The sequence below is a fragment of the Rhizobacter sp. P5_A1 genome (assembly GCF_056400745.1).
The window spans coordinates 94,828-109,446 of the sequence record NZ_JBFUKR010000013.1; the positions used below are offsets into that span (position 1 = coordinate 94,828).

A 14,619-nucleotide genomic window follows, 5' to 3' on the forward strand; every position below is an offset into this window, starting at 1 on the left:
CGACGAGGTGATTCGATGATCACGCGTCGCGACCTGACGATTGCACTGCTGGGCGCGCATGCCCTTGCCGCACCGCTGGGTGCCCAAACACAGGCCGCGAAGCCGGCTCGCGTCGCGGTGCTGGGAACTAGCAGCCCGGAGACGGGCGGATTTCTTGTCGATGCGTTCATGCGGCGGCTGCGCGAACTGGGATACAGCGAGGGCAAAAATGTCGGGTTCGAGATCCGCTGGGCGCGTGGCCACCTCGAGCGCCTGCCAGAGCTTGCGCAGGAACTCGTGGCGCTCAATCCCGACGTCATCTTCACGACAACCGGGACCGCCGCCCTCGTGGTGCGGCAGGCGACGACCAAGACTCCGATCGTCTTCGGGGCTTCCGACGATCCGGTGGCCAGTGGCCTCGCTCAAAGCCTCGCGCGGCCCGGCGGCAATGCCACCGGCGTGTCGACCCTCGCCAGCGACACGAGCCCCAAGCTGCTCGAATTTCTGCTGGCTGCCGTGCCCGGGCTGTCTCGCTTGGCCGTCCTGTCGGACCCCTCCGACCCGACGACCGCGGCAGCGCTGAGAAACCTGCGGACCGCTGCACAGTCGTTGAATGTGGATGTGATCGCATTGGATGCATCGGACCCGGCGGAGATCGAAAGCGCCTTTGCACGCATGACTCGCGAACATGCTGGCGCAGTTCTCGTCTCGGGTTCGACTCGGTTCTTCTTCCAAAGGCGCCTGATCGCAGACTTGGCGCTCAGACATCGGCTGCCGTCGGTCTTTGCCGTGCGCGAGAGTACCGAGTCCGGAGGCCTGATGAGCTATGGGCGCAATCTCGCGGAGGGTTCCCAGCATGCCGCGGACTACGTCGACAAAATCCTCAAAGGCGCGAAGCCGGGCGACCTGCCGATCGAGCAGGCGACGCGACTCGAACTGGTGATCAATCTGAAGACTGCGAAAGCACTCGGCCTCACGATTCCGCAGTCGCTGCTGTTACGTGCTGACGAGGTGATTCGATAGTGGATCGATCTGGTAGTTCGCGGCTTTGCGTAGCCGGTGCCCGAGGGGTCAAAGCGGTCGTTCCTTGCCCCTACGACGAGAACCACTGCGTTACTTCTCGGGAAGGCCGGCCTTGCGCAGGCCGGAATAGAAGTGTTCTTCGGCCAGGCGAATGAAGGCGGGGTTCAGCGAGTAGCCGTTCGCCTTGAGTCTCGCGATCGAGTAGCCGGGAACCAAGCGCAGCACTTCGGCCTTTGCTGCCGCGGCCTTCTCCGCCTCGCCGCGATGCCCGTACGCTGCGGCAAGAAACAAGTCGACCCACCAGTCGTCGGATTCGAGGCCCCTCGCCTTCTCGCACCGAGCGATGGCCTGCTCGTACTGGCCCAACAGCAGATGCGCCTCGCACGCACCGCGCAGTTCGCCAAAACCACCGGGCGGGTCGGCCGCGATTGACTGCTCGATGAGCGCCAGCCCCTCGGCGGGCCTCGCGACCTGATTTGCCAAGAACCACGCGTGCCGAACACTCCAATTGCTGTATGGGTCGAGGCTGCCTTGCTTTTCACTCGCCTCAAGCGCTGCATCCCATCTGCCAAGGTAACTGAGCGCCACTGAGCGCAAGCCCCAGGTGTCCGGATGAGCACCGTTCAGCTTCATCGCCATGCTTGAAATTTCATCGATTCGCCGCACTACGCGCTCGCGATCAACATTCGGGGCGTTGTCGATCTCGGCGAGCAATGCAAAACCGAGACCGATCAGTGCGGGAACGAGATGGGGATCGCGACGAAGAGCCTTTTCGTACAACCGTTGCGCTTCGTGCGCTCTTTGCAGCGTGCCGGCCTCCTCCGGGTTCACGGACTCGGCTCGCAACCAATAGTCCATCGCAGTCGCGTCGCCCAGCGGCTGGGCCATGATGCGGCGGACCTCGGCCTGGAACAGCGACCCTGCCATACGGCCCGCTGCCTTGCGGAGTGCGCGCATTTCCGCGCTGGTCGTGTCAATCGTCTTGACGGGCACCGTCCCGCTCCACACCTGCTTGCCGGTAGCCCCGTCCAGCAAGCGGATACCGAGCACAACCCCCTCCACTCCCGGTTGAATATCGCCCTCCAACCAATAGCGAACGTTGAGGGCTCGGGTCAGGGTGCTGGTGCCCTGATTGCCTTCTACCCCCGCCCGCGCCTGTGCCGCCGGAACAGGAACCACCGTGATCGCGGCCGTGGTCAGGGTCAGCATGGAAGTCAGGTCGCGGGTCCAGGCCTCCGCCCGATGCGCCAGCGACGCATCGCCGGTCGGCACCACCAACGGCATAACGGCGACCGACATTGCGGGTAGTGACGGGGTTGCCACGCTTCTCCAAACCTGCCAGTTCGGCACCAACCCGAGGACCACAACGATCACGCCTGCAACCACCGCAGCCAGGGCGCGGTGTCGCCGCACGTACTCTGTTGCTCGGTGTCTCAATTGACCGGGCAACGCCGACGGCCCGGTCGCCTGCACACCCTGAGCCCGCGAGTCGGCTCCGAGCACCCTGAAAGCCCGTACCGGATCGACGATGTTCTTGACCTGCTGCTCGCCCAGGTCTTCGAAAGTGGCGGCGACACGGTGTCGAACCGCCCCATGCACCGCATCCGAGATCGTCACACCGCCGGGCAGTGCCAGCCCTTCGAGCCGGGCGGCAATGTTGATGCCTTCGCCGTACACCGTGCCGTCGGGCTTCTCGATCACGTCGCCCAAATGAACGCCGATGCGAAACCGCATTCTGCGATCGGCGGGCACACCGGCGACGAGCGATTCGAGCTGCTCCTGCGCCGCGAGCGCTGCACTCACGGCACCGGTCGCGGTCTCGAACACCGCGAGTACCGAGTCTCCTGCCATGTCGATCACCCGGCCATGGTGCGTCTCGATCTGCGATCTGAAGACCGCGCGTGCCGCATCGAGCGCGGCGAGTGTCCCGGTTTCATCGCCACTCATCAGGCGCGAATACCCGGCAGCGTCAGCGGCCAGGATGGCGGCAAGGCGTTGGCGTCTGGTGGCGTCGTTGGGATTCAAGATCCCCTCCCCGTGAGAACGGGAACCCGGGAAATGGTACGCCTAGTCCATAGGTTGCTTGGTGCTGATCGCCAGTGGTGGACCGCTTTGTAGCTTCAGCCCGATCGGCTGCTTCTGGCCGGGACGACCCGTTCGCGAAGCTCGCTGACAGCTGCCGTTAGCCAACCCGGCAATCACGCCGAAGGCGCGCAGTCGGGCTAGGCATCGAACTCGCCCGCACTCTCCGATGCCCGGCGAATTATTGAGTCTCAGGACGCACAAAGGCGACTTGCGGCAGTCGCCGCTTCCGGGGTGGCAGCCGCCTCCGGCAGGAAGTTGCCGGCTGCCGCTTCGTCTGCGAGCCGCTTCGCATCGGCGGGCAGCAGCATTCGACGCTCGACCTCGCGGGCGGCGGCCTTGCGCACCGCACACGCGTAGCCTCGCTGCGTGCCGTAACGTTCTTCAAGCGAAGGGCGCGAATCGCCTGACGCGAGCCGCTCGGCACGCGTACCGGCGAAGGGGATGTAACCACCGGTGAGGCCGCCGCCGCAGGGCTGGCCCTGGAAGAAGCCGGTCTTGGTGACGTTCCAGCCCGTGTAGGTCCCCAGCGGGACCTGGTGCTGCACGGCGGGGTAGCCCGCGGTCTCGTTGCCGTCGGCATCGAGCTTGGGCATCAGCGCCGGGATGGTGCGACGGATGGCCGGTGGCCATTGACTGAGGACACCGGCGAAGTCGTTGGCCTTCAGGTCCGTTCCGTAGTCGTAGTCCATCAGCCCGACGGCCATGCCATCCGGCCCGGGCACGCCGGGGATGGCCGGCCAGCCCATGGCCTGCGCGGTGTTGGCGGCCAGCTGTGCCGCCGCCAAGCGCGGATAGTTGGACGGTGGCGGCTCGACGCCGCGACTGACCCAGTCGACGAGGGCTTGCGCCAACGCGGTCATCTGTTGCTTCTCGGGGATGGGATTCCTCGGCAGCAAGCAGGCGTTGAGCGACACGGGAGCATGTGCGAAGCCGCCCTTGTCGTCGCCGCCGTGCGTGGTGCCAGGAAAGTAGTAGCGGCGCACGTCGGACGGCAGAGGAAGATCGGCGCGCCCGTCAGTGCCGGTCAGCGCCACCGTCATCAGGCGAGCGTTGAATTCGGCCGAGCCGAATGTCTCGAAGATCTTTGGGCAGGTGTTGCTGGCGCGGCACCGATCAAGCAAGCTCGCTTGCATCCTGCCGCGCGTGCCGTCGCGGTACGGAGCCCACCACAGCACGCCCTCGCCCCCCGGCTCGTACAAAGTGCCGGAGCCGCTCGGCAGCCCGAAACGGATGTTCACCGACGTGAGACGTCCTGCGATGTGCGGATTGGCGCCGTCGAACACGATGCGGCGGGATTCGTCCTCGTTGAAGCCTTGTAGCAGGAAGGTCTTGAGCGCATTGCCGGACTGCGACGTGCCGTGACCGATCGCCCATTTGATCGCGCCGGCGACGGGATTGCTCGCACCAGTGGCGTCGCGCGCCTCGTAGCGGAAGAACGACGCGACGTCTCGAATCGCCGCGAGGCCGACGCCCAGCACCAGCGGATCCTTCGCGCGGTAGCTGACTTCGTACAGGAGCTTCGGATCGAATCCGTTCTTCAGGCAAAGCATGCGGGGGTGCGGCTTGCCGGGAAACGGAGTGCTGCTGCAATCGGCGAAGGCCCAGTCGCTCGCCGGCACGGTCTCCATGCCGCTGCTTTCTCCATCGCGCTTTTCAGCTCGCTTGGTGACCAGGCGCGCCTGTGTGGTATCGAGCGAGGCGGCGTCGTAGGGAATCGTATTCGCCAGCATCGCCAGCGGGCGCGATGCCGTACCGGCCGGCACGTCCGCCAGCCGCGCGAGCACCATGCCGGTGATTGGAGAGCCGTCGGGGCTGCGCGCCACCGGCACCTGCACCGTGTAGTTGGAGGCGGTCGGTGCGATGTCGCCCTGCCAGCCGATCATCAGCGTGACATGGCCGGAGGAAGCCATGCTGTCGAAGGTGCGCAGCGGGCCTGCTCTGTTGACCATTTCGTACCAGAGCACGCCGCTGGCCCGCGTCATATCGACCGGCTTGGCCAGCGAGAACGTCGTGCTGTACTCGACTCGTCCTTGCGCGTTGCGCGGCGCGAACTGCAGGTCGGTGACGATCGAGTTACCGCGTGCGGCGGGATCGAGCAACCCGAAGGCGCGTCCGCGAAGGACTTCTTGGCTGCCGTCCGCGCTGCGCTCGGTCCTTTCGATCTCGATGCGGTCGACTCGAGCCTCAGCGGAGGCTCCGGCGAGCAAGACCGCGGCAGCGAAGGCGGGAAACACCAGGCGTTGGGACATCAAGAAACTCCCCTGTTGGTCGCCACCATCATGCTTCGCCGCCCTGTCAACTGGCTGTCGACGAGTTCAGGGTTTTCCCCCCGGGCCAGTGACGGCAACCGGTCGGAAGTCCCCGCTCCATTGGCTGATCGATGCCTCACTCTGCTCGCGGCTCGAACCGATGCAGCAGCGAGGTTCAGCCTTCATCTTCGATCGGGGCCACCGCAATAATGCGGCGATGAACAAGACAAGCCCATCGATCCCTTTCCCCGAAGTGCTGCGACCGCACACGCCGCTGCCCGACTACTACGGAGACGAGATCGAGCACGAGCGGTTCCTGCGCCGCATCTTCGACGACACCGCGCCAGACTACGACCGCATCGAGCGCGTGCTCGCGTTCGGCACCGGCGCGTCGTACCGGCGCGCGGCACTGCGACGGGCCGAGCTGGCGGAGGGCTCACAGGTGCTCGACGTCGGCATCGGTACCGGCCTGGTCGCGCGCGCGGCGCTCGAGCTGATCGGCCCGCGCGGCCGCTTGATCGGCATCGATCCCAGCCCCGGGATGATGGGCGAGGTGGTGCTGCCGGGCGTCGAGCTGCTGCAAGGTCGTGCCGAAGCACTGCCGCAGCCGGATTCGAGCAGCGATTTCGTCAGCCTGGGTTATGCGCTGCGCCACCTCGCCGACGTGAGGCCGGCGTTCGCCGAGTTCTTTCGTGTGCTGCGTCCGGGCGGCCGGCTGCTGATACTCGAGATCACCAAGCCCGACGGTCGCATCGGCACGGCCGTGCTGAAGACCTACATGCGCGCCGTCGTGCCGCTGATTGCGCGGATCGTCGCGCGCCGGCGCGACACCGCCGAGCTGTGGCGCTACTACTGGGACACGATCGAGACCTGCATCCCCCCCGAGTCCGTGCTGGCCGCGCTGCGTGCCGCCGGCTTCGAGCAGATCAAGCGCCACGTCGAACTCGGCGTCTTCTCCGAGTACACCGCGGTCAAGCCGAGCTCTGCGGCCTGAAGGCGGACAACCGCATGGAGACGAATCAGGAATGTGACGTGCTGGTGATCGGTGGCGGTCCGGCCGGATCGACGATTGCCACGCTGCTGGCGCGCCAGGGGCGCCGGGTCGTGCTGCTCGAGAAGGACCACCATCCGCGCTTTCACATCGGCGAGTCGCTGTTGCCCGGCAACGTGGAGCTGTTCGACCGGCTCGGCGTGCTCGACCAGGTCGAGAAGATCGGCATGCCGAAGTTCGGCATCGAGTTCGTGCCACCGGATCTCGACGAGCGCAGCTACGTGGACTTTCTCCGAAGGATGGGACCCGTCCAGGAGTTCGGCCTGGCAGGTGCGGCGCTCCGAACTCGACGAGTTGCTGTTCAGGAATGCCGCCCGGCAAGGTGCGCTGGCGCTCGAGGGCGCCAAGGTCCGGCAGGTGGATTTCGACGCCGACGGTGCTTCGGTACAGGCCACGCTCGACGACGGCACGCAGCGTGGTTGGCGTGTCCGCTTCGTCGTCGACGCGAGCGGCCGCGACACGGTGCTGGCCACCAAGTTCAAGAGCAAGCAGAAGAATCCGGACCACAACAGCACGGCGCTGTTCGGCCACTTCCGGAATGCGCGGCGCCTGCCCGGCAAGCGCGAAGGCAACATCAGCATCTGCTGGTTCGAGCACGGCTGGTTCTGGTTCATACCGCTGGCCGACGGCACCACCAGCGTCGGCGCGGTGTGCTGGGCGTACTACCTGAAGGCGCGCGACAAGCCGCTGAAGGACTACTTCCACGACACCATCGCGATGTGCCCGGAACTGCACGATCGGCTGAAGGACGCGACGCTCGTCGACGACGCCGTGCACGCGACCGGCAACTTCGCCTACGCCAGCACGCATGCCACCGGCGATCGCTACCTGCTGGTCGGCGACGCCTTCACCTTCATCGATCCGATGTTTTCGTCGGGCGTTTTCCTGGCGATGCAAAGCGCATTCGACGGCGCCGACCTGGTGGCCACGGCACTCGACCGGCCTGCCGAGCTGCCCGGCGCACGGCGCGTGCTCGAGAAGCGCATGCGCGCTGGCCCGCGCGACTATTCGTGGTTCATCTACCGCGTGACGAACCCGACCATCCGCGACATGTTCATGCACCCGAAGAACATCTTCAAGGTCAAGCAGGGCCTGATGTCCTTGCTGGCCGCGGACCTGCGGCACGGGCTGCCGTACCGCATGTCGCTGGTGATGTTCAAGCTGGTGTATTACGTGGTGTCGCTGACGCACTGGCGCCGCACCTACGCGGGCTGGAAGCGCCACCGCTTCAACATCCGCGACATGGGACTGCTGAAGGGCGAGACCATCGTCAAGGCCGAGGCGCGGGCCGACTGAGACGCGCTCGCGCGACCGCACGCCATCGCACCGCATAAGCAAACACGTATTCCTTTGTTGGCCGCGGCCGCGCGCCAGCCTAACGTAGCGACTCGTCATCCACGCGAGTCGTCATGCACATCGTCAGTCTCTCCGGCAGCCCTTCATCGCGCTCGCGTTCGCGCTGGCTGCTGCAGCTCGCGCAGACGCGCCTCGAAGGCCACGCCTCGACCTCGAGCGTGATCGCGGTGCGCGAGCTGCCCGGCGCTGCCTTGCTCGACGCGGACACGCGCGCCGAGCCGATCCGCCGCGCGCTCGACCACATCGTGCGTGCCGATCTGCTGCTGGTTGCCACGCCGATCTACAAGGCCGCGTACAGCGGCCTGCTGAAGCTCTTTCTCGACCTGCTGCCGCCGGACGCGCTGCGCGGCAAGACGGTGCTGCCGCTCGTCACCGGCGGCAGCCTCGCGCACTTCCTCGCGATCGACTACGCGCTGAAGCCGGTGCTCGCCGCACTCGGCGCGCGCGACATCCTCGACGGCGTCTACGCGACCGATGCGCAACTCGTGCCGCACGAATCGGGCGGCTTCGTGCCCGATGACGGCCTCGTCGAGCGCCTCGACCGCGCGCTGCGGCCGTTGGCGTCGTTCGTGCCGCCGCTGCCGCTGGCGGCCGAGGCGCGATGTAGCGCCTGACGCGCCCACCCCCCCGTTTGTCTCCTGGCCCGCGCGGGCCATTCCACACCCCGACGCCGGCCCGGCGCCAGCGCGGGGTGCCTTTTCGCCCGAATCACGAGAACCCGACGATGAAGCACTTCCTGACCCCGACCCGACGCCGCGCGCTGCAGCTCGCGGCCACGCTCGGCCTCGGCCTCGCACTGACCGGCGCACAGGCGCAGAGCCAGCCCGAGCTGCTGCGCATCGGCTACCAGAAATACGGCACGCTGACCCTGCTGAAGGCGCGCGGCGAGCTCGAGAAGCGCCTGGCGCCGCAGGGCATCGAGGTCCGATGGACCGAGTTCCCGGCCGGCCCGCAACTGCTCGAAGGGCTGAACGTCGGCTCGATCGACTTCGGCACCGTCGGCGAGGCGCCGCCCATCTTTGCGCAGGCCGCCGGCGCCGATCTCGTCTACGTCGCCAACCAGCCGCCGGCGCCACAGGGCGAGGCCATCGTCGTGCCGAAGGGTTCGGCGCTGAATTCGGTCGCCGACCTGAAGGGCAGGAAGGTCGCGCTGAACAAGGGCAGCAACGTGCACTTCCTGCTCGTGAAGGCGCTCGAGAAGGCGGGGCTGAAGTACGCCGACGTGCAGACCGTCTTTCTGCCGCCGGCCGATGCGCGCGCGGCCTTCGAGCGCGGTGCGGTCGACGCCTGGGTGATCTGGGACCCGTTCCTCGCCGCGGCCGAGAAGCAGATCGGCGCGCGCGTGCTCGCCGACGGCCGTGGCCTGGTCGCGAATCACCAGTTCTATCTCGCCGCGCGGCCCTATGCCGACAAGCGCCCGCAGGTGATCCGGGCGATCGTCGAAGAGCTCGCCCGGCTCGATCGCTGGGCCGAAGGCGACCCGAAGGCGGTGGCCGCCTTCCTCGGTCCGCAGATCGGCCTGGACGTCGGCATCGCCGAAGTCGCCGCAGCGCGCTTCGCCTACGGCATCGTGCCGATCGGCACGGCGGTCGCGGCCGAGCAGCAGAAGATCGCCGATGCCTTCTTCGAGCTGAAGCTGATCCCGAAGGCGATCCGCATCGCCGACGCGTTGCCCGCGTCCGCCCGCACTGCGTCGGCGAAGTGAAGGGGGCCACGATGGACAGCTTCCTCGTCTCGCGCCGCCGTGCGGCGCTGGCCTTCGCGTCGCTCGCTGCGGCGGCCGGACTCGGACCGTGGGCCGGCACCGCGCAGGCCGCGTCGCCCGCCTTCGCCGAGCTTCGCATCGGCTTCCAGAAGGGCTCGCTCAACCTCGCGCTGCTGAAGAGCCTGGCGCTGCTCGACAAGCCGCTCGCGGCGACCCGCGTGACCTGGGTCGAGTTTCCCGCCGGCCCGCAGCTGCTGGAGGCGCTCGCGGTCGGCAGCGTCGACTTCGGCGCGACCGGTGACGCGCCGCCGGTGTTCGCGCAGGCCGCGGGTAAAGACCTCTTCTACGTCGGCGCCGAGCCACCCAAGCCCGACAGCTCGGCGATCCTCTCGCGGCCCGCGGCGGCCCTGAAGACACTGGCCGACCTGAAAGGGCGGCGCATCGCGGTGCAGCGCGGCTCGAGCGCGCACTTCCTGCTGCTGCAGGCGCTGGCGAAGGCGAACCTGGGCTGGGCCGACATCACGCCGGTCTACCTTGCGCCCGCCGATGCGCGTGCGGCCTTCGAGCGCGGTTCGGTCGACGCCTGGGCGATCTGGGACCCGTACTACGCCGCGGCCGAGATCGACGCTCGCGTGCAGGTGCTGGCGACGAGCCGCGGCCTCTCCGGCAACAACACCTTCTACCTCGCCTCGCGTGCGCTCGCGCAGCGCGAAGACGTGCTGCGGGTGTTGTTCGCCGCGTTGACCGACGCCGACGCCTACGGCCAGGCCAACCGCAAGGAGACGGCGCAGCGCTACGCCGAGTACGCCGGCCTGAGCCTGGCGACCGTGCATCGCTTCCTCGCACGCCGCCAGCCCTCGCCGGTCGGCCCACTGACGCCGGCGCTGGTCGCCGAGCAGCAGAAGGTGGCCGACGCGTTCGCCAGGCTCGGCCTGATCCCGAAGCCGATCCGTGTCGCCGACATCATCTGGCAGCCCGGCCAGGCGCTCGCGCAGGCCCGTTGACCGACATCCAGGAGACGACGAATGAAGATTCTCTGGTTCATCCCCACCCACGGCGACGCGCGCTACCTCGGCACCCGCCACGGTGCACGCGCAGCCGACTTTGCCTACTTCAAGCAGGTTGCGATCGCCGCCGACAGCCTCGGCTACGAAGGCGTGCTGCTGCCCACCGGGCGCTCGTGCGAGGACCCGTGGGTGCTCGCCGCGAGCCTGATCGACGTGACGCGACGGCTCAAGTTCCTCGTCGCGCTGCGCCCGGGGCTGCTGCAACCGGCGCAGTCCGCACGCATGGCGGCGACCTTCGACCGCCTGTCCGGCGGGCGGCTGCTGGTCAACCTCGTCACCGGCGGCGATCCCGACGAGCTCGAGGGCGACGGCCTGTTCCTGCCTCACGCCGAACGCTATGCGCTGTCGCGCGAGTTTCTGACGATCTGGCGCGAGCTGCTCGCACGCAGCCACGGAGCCGAAGGCGACCCACCGGGTTCGGGCGAGGGCTTCGACTTCGAGGGCGCCCAGCTGCGCGTCAAGGGCGGCAAGCTGCTCTACCCGCCGGTCACCCGACCGTACCCGCCGGTCTTCTTCGGCGGCTCGTCGCCGGAGGCGCACGAGCTCGCCGCCGAGCAGCTCGACACCTACCTGACCTGGGGCGAGCCGCCCGCCGCGGTGGCGAGCAAGGTCGCCGACATCCGCGCGCGTGCCGCACGCCATCGGCGCGAACTCGAGTTCGGGATCCGCCTGCACGTGATCGTGCGCGAGACCGAGGACGAGGCCTGGCGCGCCGCGGCTGAACTCGTCTCGCACCTCGACGAAGCCACCGTCGCAGCGGCGCAGAAGAAGTTCGCGCAGATGGACTCCGTCGGCCAGCGCCGCATGGCTGCACTGCACCAGGGCCGCTTCAACCGTGCCAACGTGCGCGACGGACTCGAGGTCGCGCCGAATCTCTGGGCCGGCGTCGGCCTGGTGCGCGGCGGCGCGGGCACGGCCTTGGTCGGCAACCCGCAGCAGGTGGCCGAGCGCATCCAGGAATACGCCGCGCTCGGGCTGAAGTACTTCATCCTCTCCGGCTACCCGCACCTCGAGGAAGCGCACCGCTTCGCGGAACTCGTGTTCCCGCTGCTGCCGCTCGATCTGCGCGAGGCGGTGTCGCCGCAGCGCACGCTGACCGGGCCGTTCGGCGAGATCGTCGCGAACAGCTTCGCGCCGCAGCGCGTGTCGGAGAGCTGAGATGGCCGCCACCCTCATTCACGCCGTCGACCACGTGCAGCTGCCGATCGCACTCGGCGGGTCGGCCAAGGCGCGGGCGTTCTATGAAGGGCTGCTGGGTTTGCGCGAACTGCGCGATCCGGCGCTCGACCGGCCCGGCACGCTGCGCTATGGCCTCGGGCATCAACGCCTGGACTTGCGCGAAGGCCACTTCAGCGGCGTCGCGCCGCAGGCGCACCTGGCGCTGCGCGTCGTGGGCGTGCCCCGCCTGGCGACCGTTCTGCGTCGGGCCGGCCATGCCGTCGACGATGCGCCGCTGCTCGACAGCGGCCGGCTCTATGTCGAAGACCCGTTCGGCAACCACCTTGAACTGATCGAACCGGACGCCCGTGACGGCGAACACCATGTCCTCGAACTCCGCATTGCGGTCTGAACGGCGCCGCGCGATCGTGCAGCGCGGCCTCCCCTGGGTGGTCCCGGTGCTGACCCTGATCGGCTGGGAACTCGCCTCGACGCGCGGCTGGCTCTCGACGCGGGTGCTGCCCGAACCGCTCGCGGTGGCGACCGCGTTCTGGAACCTGCTGCGCTCGGGCGCGCTGTGGCAGCACGTCGCGGTCAGCTCGATGCGGGCGCTCGCCGGCCTGGCGATCGGCGGCGGGCTGGGGCTGCTGCTGGGCTTGCTGACGGGCAGCTTTCGCGTCCTCGAGACACTGCTCGACACCTCGCTGCAGATGCTGCGCAACATCCCGGCGCTGGCGCTGATCCCGCTCGTGATCCTGTGGTTCGGCATCGACGAGAGCGCGAAGCTCTTCCTCGTCGCGGTCGGCGTGTTCTTCCCGATCTACCTGAACACCTTCCACGGCATCCGCTCGGTCGATCGGGGGCTGATCGAGATGGCGCGCAGCTACGGCCTGTCGGGCTGGGCCCTGTGGCGCCACGTCATCCTGCCCGGCGCGCTGCCGTCGGTGCTGGTGGGGCTGCGCTTCTCGCTCGGGCTGATGTGGGTGCTGCTGATCGTCGCCGAGACGATCTCGGCGCAGGCGGGCATCGGCTACCTGACGATGAACGCGCGCGAGTTCCTGCAGACCGACGTGGTGCTGGTCGGCATCCTCCTCTACGCCGCGCTCGGCAAGCTCGCCGACGTGCTCGCCAAAACGCTCGAGCGCAGGTGGCTGCGCTGGCACCCGGGCTACCAGGTCCAGGCAGCCTGACTGTCGAGGAATCAAATGCACATGACCGAACTCGACGGCGCCGCGCTGGCGCTGCGCACCCTGTCCGAACCGGTGCGCCGCCGGCGCGCGGAACTCGACGCGCCGCACGTGCGGACCGGCGCGCCGCCTGCCGCCGGGCTCGCCCTCGAGGTGCGCGGCGTCGCCAGGTCCTACGGCGCGCGCCGCGTGCTCGAGGCGATCGATCTGCGCATCGCGCCGGGCGAGTTCGTCGCGATCGTCGGCCGCAGCGGCTGCGGCAAGAGCACGTTGCTGCGCCTCGTTGCCGCGCTCGAGCAGGCCGACGCGGGCGAGATCGCGCTCGACGGTGCGGCGCTGGCACAGCATCGCGAGGACATCCGCATCATGTTCCAGGACGCGCGCCTGCTGCCGTGGAGGCGCGTGGTCGACAACATCGCGCTCGGCCTGCCCGGCGTGGACGGCCGGCGCCGCGCGCGCGAGGCGCTCGCGCAGGTGGGCCTGGCCGACCGTGCCGACGACTGGCCGGCGGTGCTCTCGGGCGGGCAGCGCCAACGTGTCGCGCTGGCTCGTGCGCTCGTGCACCGACCGCGCCTGCTGCTCCTCGACGAGCCGCTCGGTGCGCTGGACGCGCTGACGCGCATCGAGATGCAGCAGCTCATCGAGTCGCTCTGGCGCACCCACGGCTTCACGGCGCTGCTCGTCACGCACGACGTGTCCGAGGCGGTCGCGCTGGCCGACCGCGTCGTGCTGATCGAGGACCACCGCATCGCGCTCGACGAGCGCGTTGCACTGGGCCGACCGCGCTCACGCGGGCAAGCCGCGTTCGCGGTGCTCGAGGATCGCGTGCTGCAGCGCGTGCTGCGCGAACCAGCCCGTCCCGAAAGCGAAGTCGCCGAACCACTGCCCGGCATCGCCACGTGGCGCTGGGCGATCTGACCACCGACATCCACCCCCCGAAGGAGAGCACATGAGCATCACCGCGATCAACGTCCGCAACCAGTTCCGTGGCAAGGTCAAGGAGATCATCGAGGGACCGGTCGTGTCCGAGATCGACGTCGAGACGCCCTCGGGGCTGATCGTCACCTCGGTCATCACCACCCGTTCGGTCAAGGAGCTGAAGCTCGCCGTCGGCAAGGAGGTGATCGCGCTGGTGAAGGCGACCGAGGTGTCGCTGGCGACGCTGTGACGCCGTCGCGCCTGCTCATCGTGCCCGGCCTGGGCGACAGCGGTCCGTCGCACTGGCAGACCTGGCTGCAGCAGGGTGATCGCCACGCGCTGCGCGTCGAGCAACGCGACTGGATGAGCCCCGACCTCGACCGCTGGGCGGCTCGCATCGCCAGCACCCTCGAACGCGCGGGACCGGGCCCATGGATCGCCGCGGCGCACAGCTTCGGGTGCCTCGCGCTGGTTCGCTACCTGGCGCAGCAGCCGCGCAGCGACATCGCTGCGGCACTGCTCGTCGCGCCGGCCGACCCGGCCAAGTTCGGCGTTGGCGCGCTGCTGCCGGCCAGCGCCTTGCCGGCACCGAGCGTACTGGTCGGCAGCGAAACCGATCCGTGGATGAGCGCGGCCGAGGCGCGCCGCTGGGCCCAGCGCTGGGCGAGTCAGTGGATCAATCTCGGGGCGGCGGGCCACATCAATGCCGAAGCCGGCTTCGGGTCCCTGCCGCTGGCGCGGCGCTGGGTGACGGCGGCCAGGCAGCGCATCGAGCGAGGACGACGACCGGAGCGCGCGTCGATCGGAGAGTGGTCGTTCGCGATCTGATCGACCACTCTCC

General features: G+C 68.5%; 13 protein-coding genes and 1 pseudogene. 12 read left to right on the forward strand and 2 right to left on the reverse strand.

The genetic code is table 11. The features are described from left to right. Positions 1–15 precede the first annotated feature (15 nt). Positions 16–1,002: an ABC transporter substrate-binding protein gene (locus AC1DTW_RS15880; RefSeq protein WP_477982206.1), complete on the forward strand. Its 987-nt coding sequence runs from the start codon at positions 16–18 to the stop codon at positions 1,000–1,002. A gap of 90 nt (positions 1,003–1,092) precedes the next feature. Here the strand turns inward: AC1DTW_RS15880 and AC1DTW_RS15885 are convergent, their stop codons facing one another. Both AC1DTW_RS15885 and AC1DTW_RS15890 read right to left on the reverse strand, forming a co-directional pair. Next, complete coding sequence (locus tag AC1DTW_RS15885) at positions 1,093–3,027, reverse strand: adenylate/guanylate cyclase domain-containing protein (RefSeq protein WP_477982207.1); 1,935 nt, start codon at positions 3,025–3,027, stop codon at positions 1,093–1,095. Positions 3,028–3,275: 248 nt separating this feature from the next. Next, the gene (locus AC1DTW_RS15890; protein WP_477982208.1) at positions 3,276–5,336 is read right to left on the reverse strand and encodes an alpha/beta hydrolase domain-containing protein; all 2,061 of its coding nucleotides are present in this window, start codon (positions 5,334–5,336) and stop codon (positions 3,276–3,278) included. A 217-nt stretch (positions 5,337–5,553) separates the two neighbouring features. Here AC1DTW_RS15890 and AC1DTW_RS15895 point away from each other — a divergent pair, with 217 nt between their 5' ends. From AC1DTW_RS15895 to AC1DTW_RS15945, 11 genes and pseudogenes are all read left to right on the forward strand, one after another. Further along, positions 5,554–6,330, forward strand: a complete 777-nt coding sequence (locus AC1DTW_RS15895) for a class I SAM-dependent methyltransferase (RefSeq protein ID WP_477982209.1) — start codon at positions 5,554–5,556, stop codon at positions 6,328–6,330. A gap of 14 nt (positions 6,331–6,344) precedes the next feature. Next, positions 6,345–7,683 (forward strand): annotated as a pseudogene (locus tag AC1DTW_RS15900) (NAD(P)/FAD-dependent oxidoreductase). A 113-nt stretch (positions 7,684–7,796) separates the two neighbouring features. Next, complete coding sequence (gene ssuE, locus AC1DTW_RS15905; RefSeq protein ID WP_477982210.1) at positions 7,797–8,357, forward strand: NADPH-dependent FMN reductase; 561 nt, start codon at positions 7,797–7,799, stop codon at positions 8,355–8,357. 110 nt (positions 8,358–8,467) lie between these two features. Then, positions 8,468–9,448, forward strand: coding sequence for a sulfonate ABC transporter substrate-binding protein (locus AC1DTW_RS15910; protein ID WP_477982211.1), 981 nt, complete (start codon positions 8,468–8,470; stop codon positions 9,446–9,448). Between the two features lie 11 nt (positions 9,449–9,459). Further along, complete coding sequence (locus AC1DTW_RS15915; RefSeq protein ID WP_477982213.1) at positions 9,460–10,452, forward strand: aliphatic sulfonate ABC transporter substrate-binding protein; 993 nt, start codon at positions 9,460–9,462, stop codon at positions 10,450–10,452. A 21-nt stretch (positions 10,453–10,473) separates the two neighbouring features. After that, a complete protein-coding gene (gene ssuD / locus AC1DTW_RS15920; protein ID WP_477982214.1) occupies positions 10,474–11,673 on the forward strand; it encodes an FMNH2-dependent alkanesulfonate monooxygenase in 1,200 nt (399 codons plus the stop codon). A gap of 1 nt (position 11,674) precedes the next feature. Next, on the forward strand, positions 11,675–12,085 hold the full coding sequence (locus tag AC1DTW_RS15925; protein ID WP_477982215.1) for a VOC family protein: 411 nt from the start codon (positions 11,675–11,677) through the stop codon (positions 12,083–12,085). Beyond that, positions 12,057–12,863, forward strand: coding sequence for an aliphatic sulfonate ABC transporter permease SsuC (gene ssuC, locus AC1DTW_RS15930; protein WP_477982216.1), 807 nt, complete (start codon positions 12,057–12,059; stop codon positions 12,861–12,863). Before AC1DTW_RS15925 ends, ssuC begins: the two co-directional genes overlap by 29 nt. Positions 12,864–12,878: 15 nt before the next feature. After that, the gene (locus AC1DTW_RS15935) at positions 12,879–13,778 is read left to right on the forward strand and encodes an ATP-binding cassette domain-containing protein (protein WP_477982217.1); all 900 of its coding nucleotides are present in this window, start codon (positions 12,879–12,881) and stop codon (positions 13,776–13,778) included. Positions 13,779–13,809: 31 nt separating this feature from the next. Further along, positions 13,810–14,028, forward strand: a complete 219-nt coding sequence (locus tag AC1DTW_RS15940) for a TOBE domain-containing protein (protein WP_477982218.1) — start codon at positions 13,810–13,812, stop codon at positions 14,026–14,028. Further along, complete coding sequence (locus tag AC1DTW_RS15945; RefSeq protein WP_477982219.1) at positions 14,025–14,606, forward strand: RBBP9/YdeN family alpha/beta hydrolase; 582 nt, start codon at positions 14,025–14,027, stop codon at positions 14,604–14,606. The genes AC1DTW_RS15940 and AC1DTW_RS15945 overlap by 4 nt, the downstream gene beginning before the upstream one ends. Positions 14,607–14,619 lie beyond the last annotated feature (13 nt).

Bases quoted from the DNA above. Each gene is read 5' to 3' on its own strand.
- ssuC (WP_477982216.1), top strand. From the start codon at position 12,057: ATGTCCTCGAACTCCGCATTGCGGTCTGAACGGCGCCGCGCGATCGTG.
- ssuD (WP_477982214.1), top strand. From the start codon at position 10,474: ATGAAGATTCTCTGGTTCATCCCCACCCACGGCGACGCGCGCTACCTC.
- AC1DTW_RS15880 (WP_477982206.1), top strand. From the start codon at position 16: ATGATCACGCGTCGCGACCTGACGATTGCACTGCTGGGCGCGCATGCC.
- ssuE (WP_477982210.1), top strand. From the start codon at position 7,797: ATGCACATCGTCAGTCTCTCCGGCAGCCCTTCATCGCGCTCGCGTTCG.
- AC1DTW_RS15895 (WP_477982209.1), top strand. From the start codon at position 5,554: ATGAACAAGACAAGCCCATCGATCCCTTTCCCCGAAGTGCTGCGACCG.
- AC1DTW_RS15935 (WP_477982217.1), top strand. From the start codon at position 12,879: ATGCACATGACCGAACTCGACGGCGCCGCGCTGGCGCTGCGCACCCTG.
- AC1DTW_RS15890 (WP_477982208.1), bottom strand. From the start codon at position 5,336: ATGTCCCAACGCCTGGTGTTTCCCGCCTTCGCTGCCGCGGTCTTGCTC.
- AC1DTW_RS15925 (WP_477982215.1), top strand. From the start codon at position 11,675: ATGGCCGCCACCCTCATTCACGCCGTCGACCACGTGCAGCTGCCGATC.
- AC1DTW_RS15940 (WP_477982218.1), top strand. From the start codon at position 13,810: ATGAGCATCACCGCGATCAACGTCCGCAACCAGTTCCGTGGCAAGGTC.
- AC1DTW_RS15910 (WP_477982211.1), top strand. From the start codon at position 8,468: ATGAAGCACTTCCTGACCCCGACCCGACGCCGCGCGCTGCAGCTCGCG.
- AC1DTW_RS15915 (WP_477982213.1), top strand. From the start codon at position 9,460: ATGGACAGCTTCCTCGTCTCGCGCCGCCGTGCGGCGCTGGCCTTCGCG.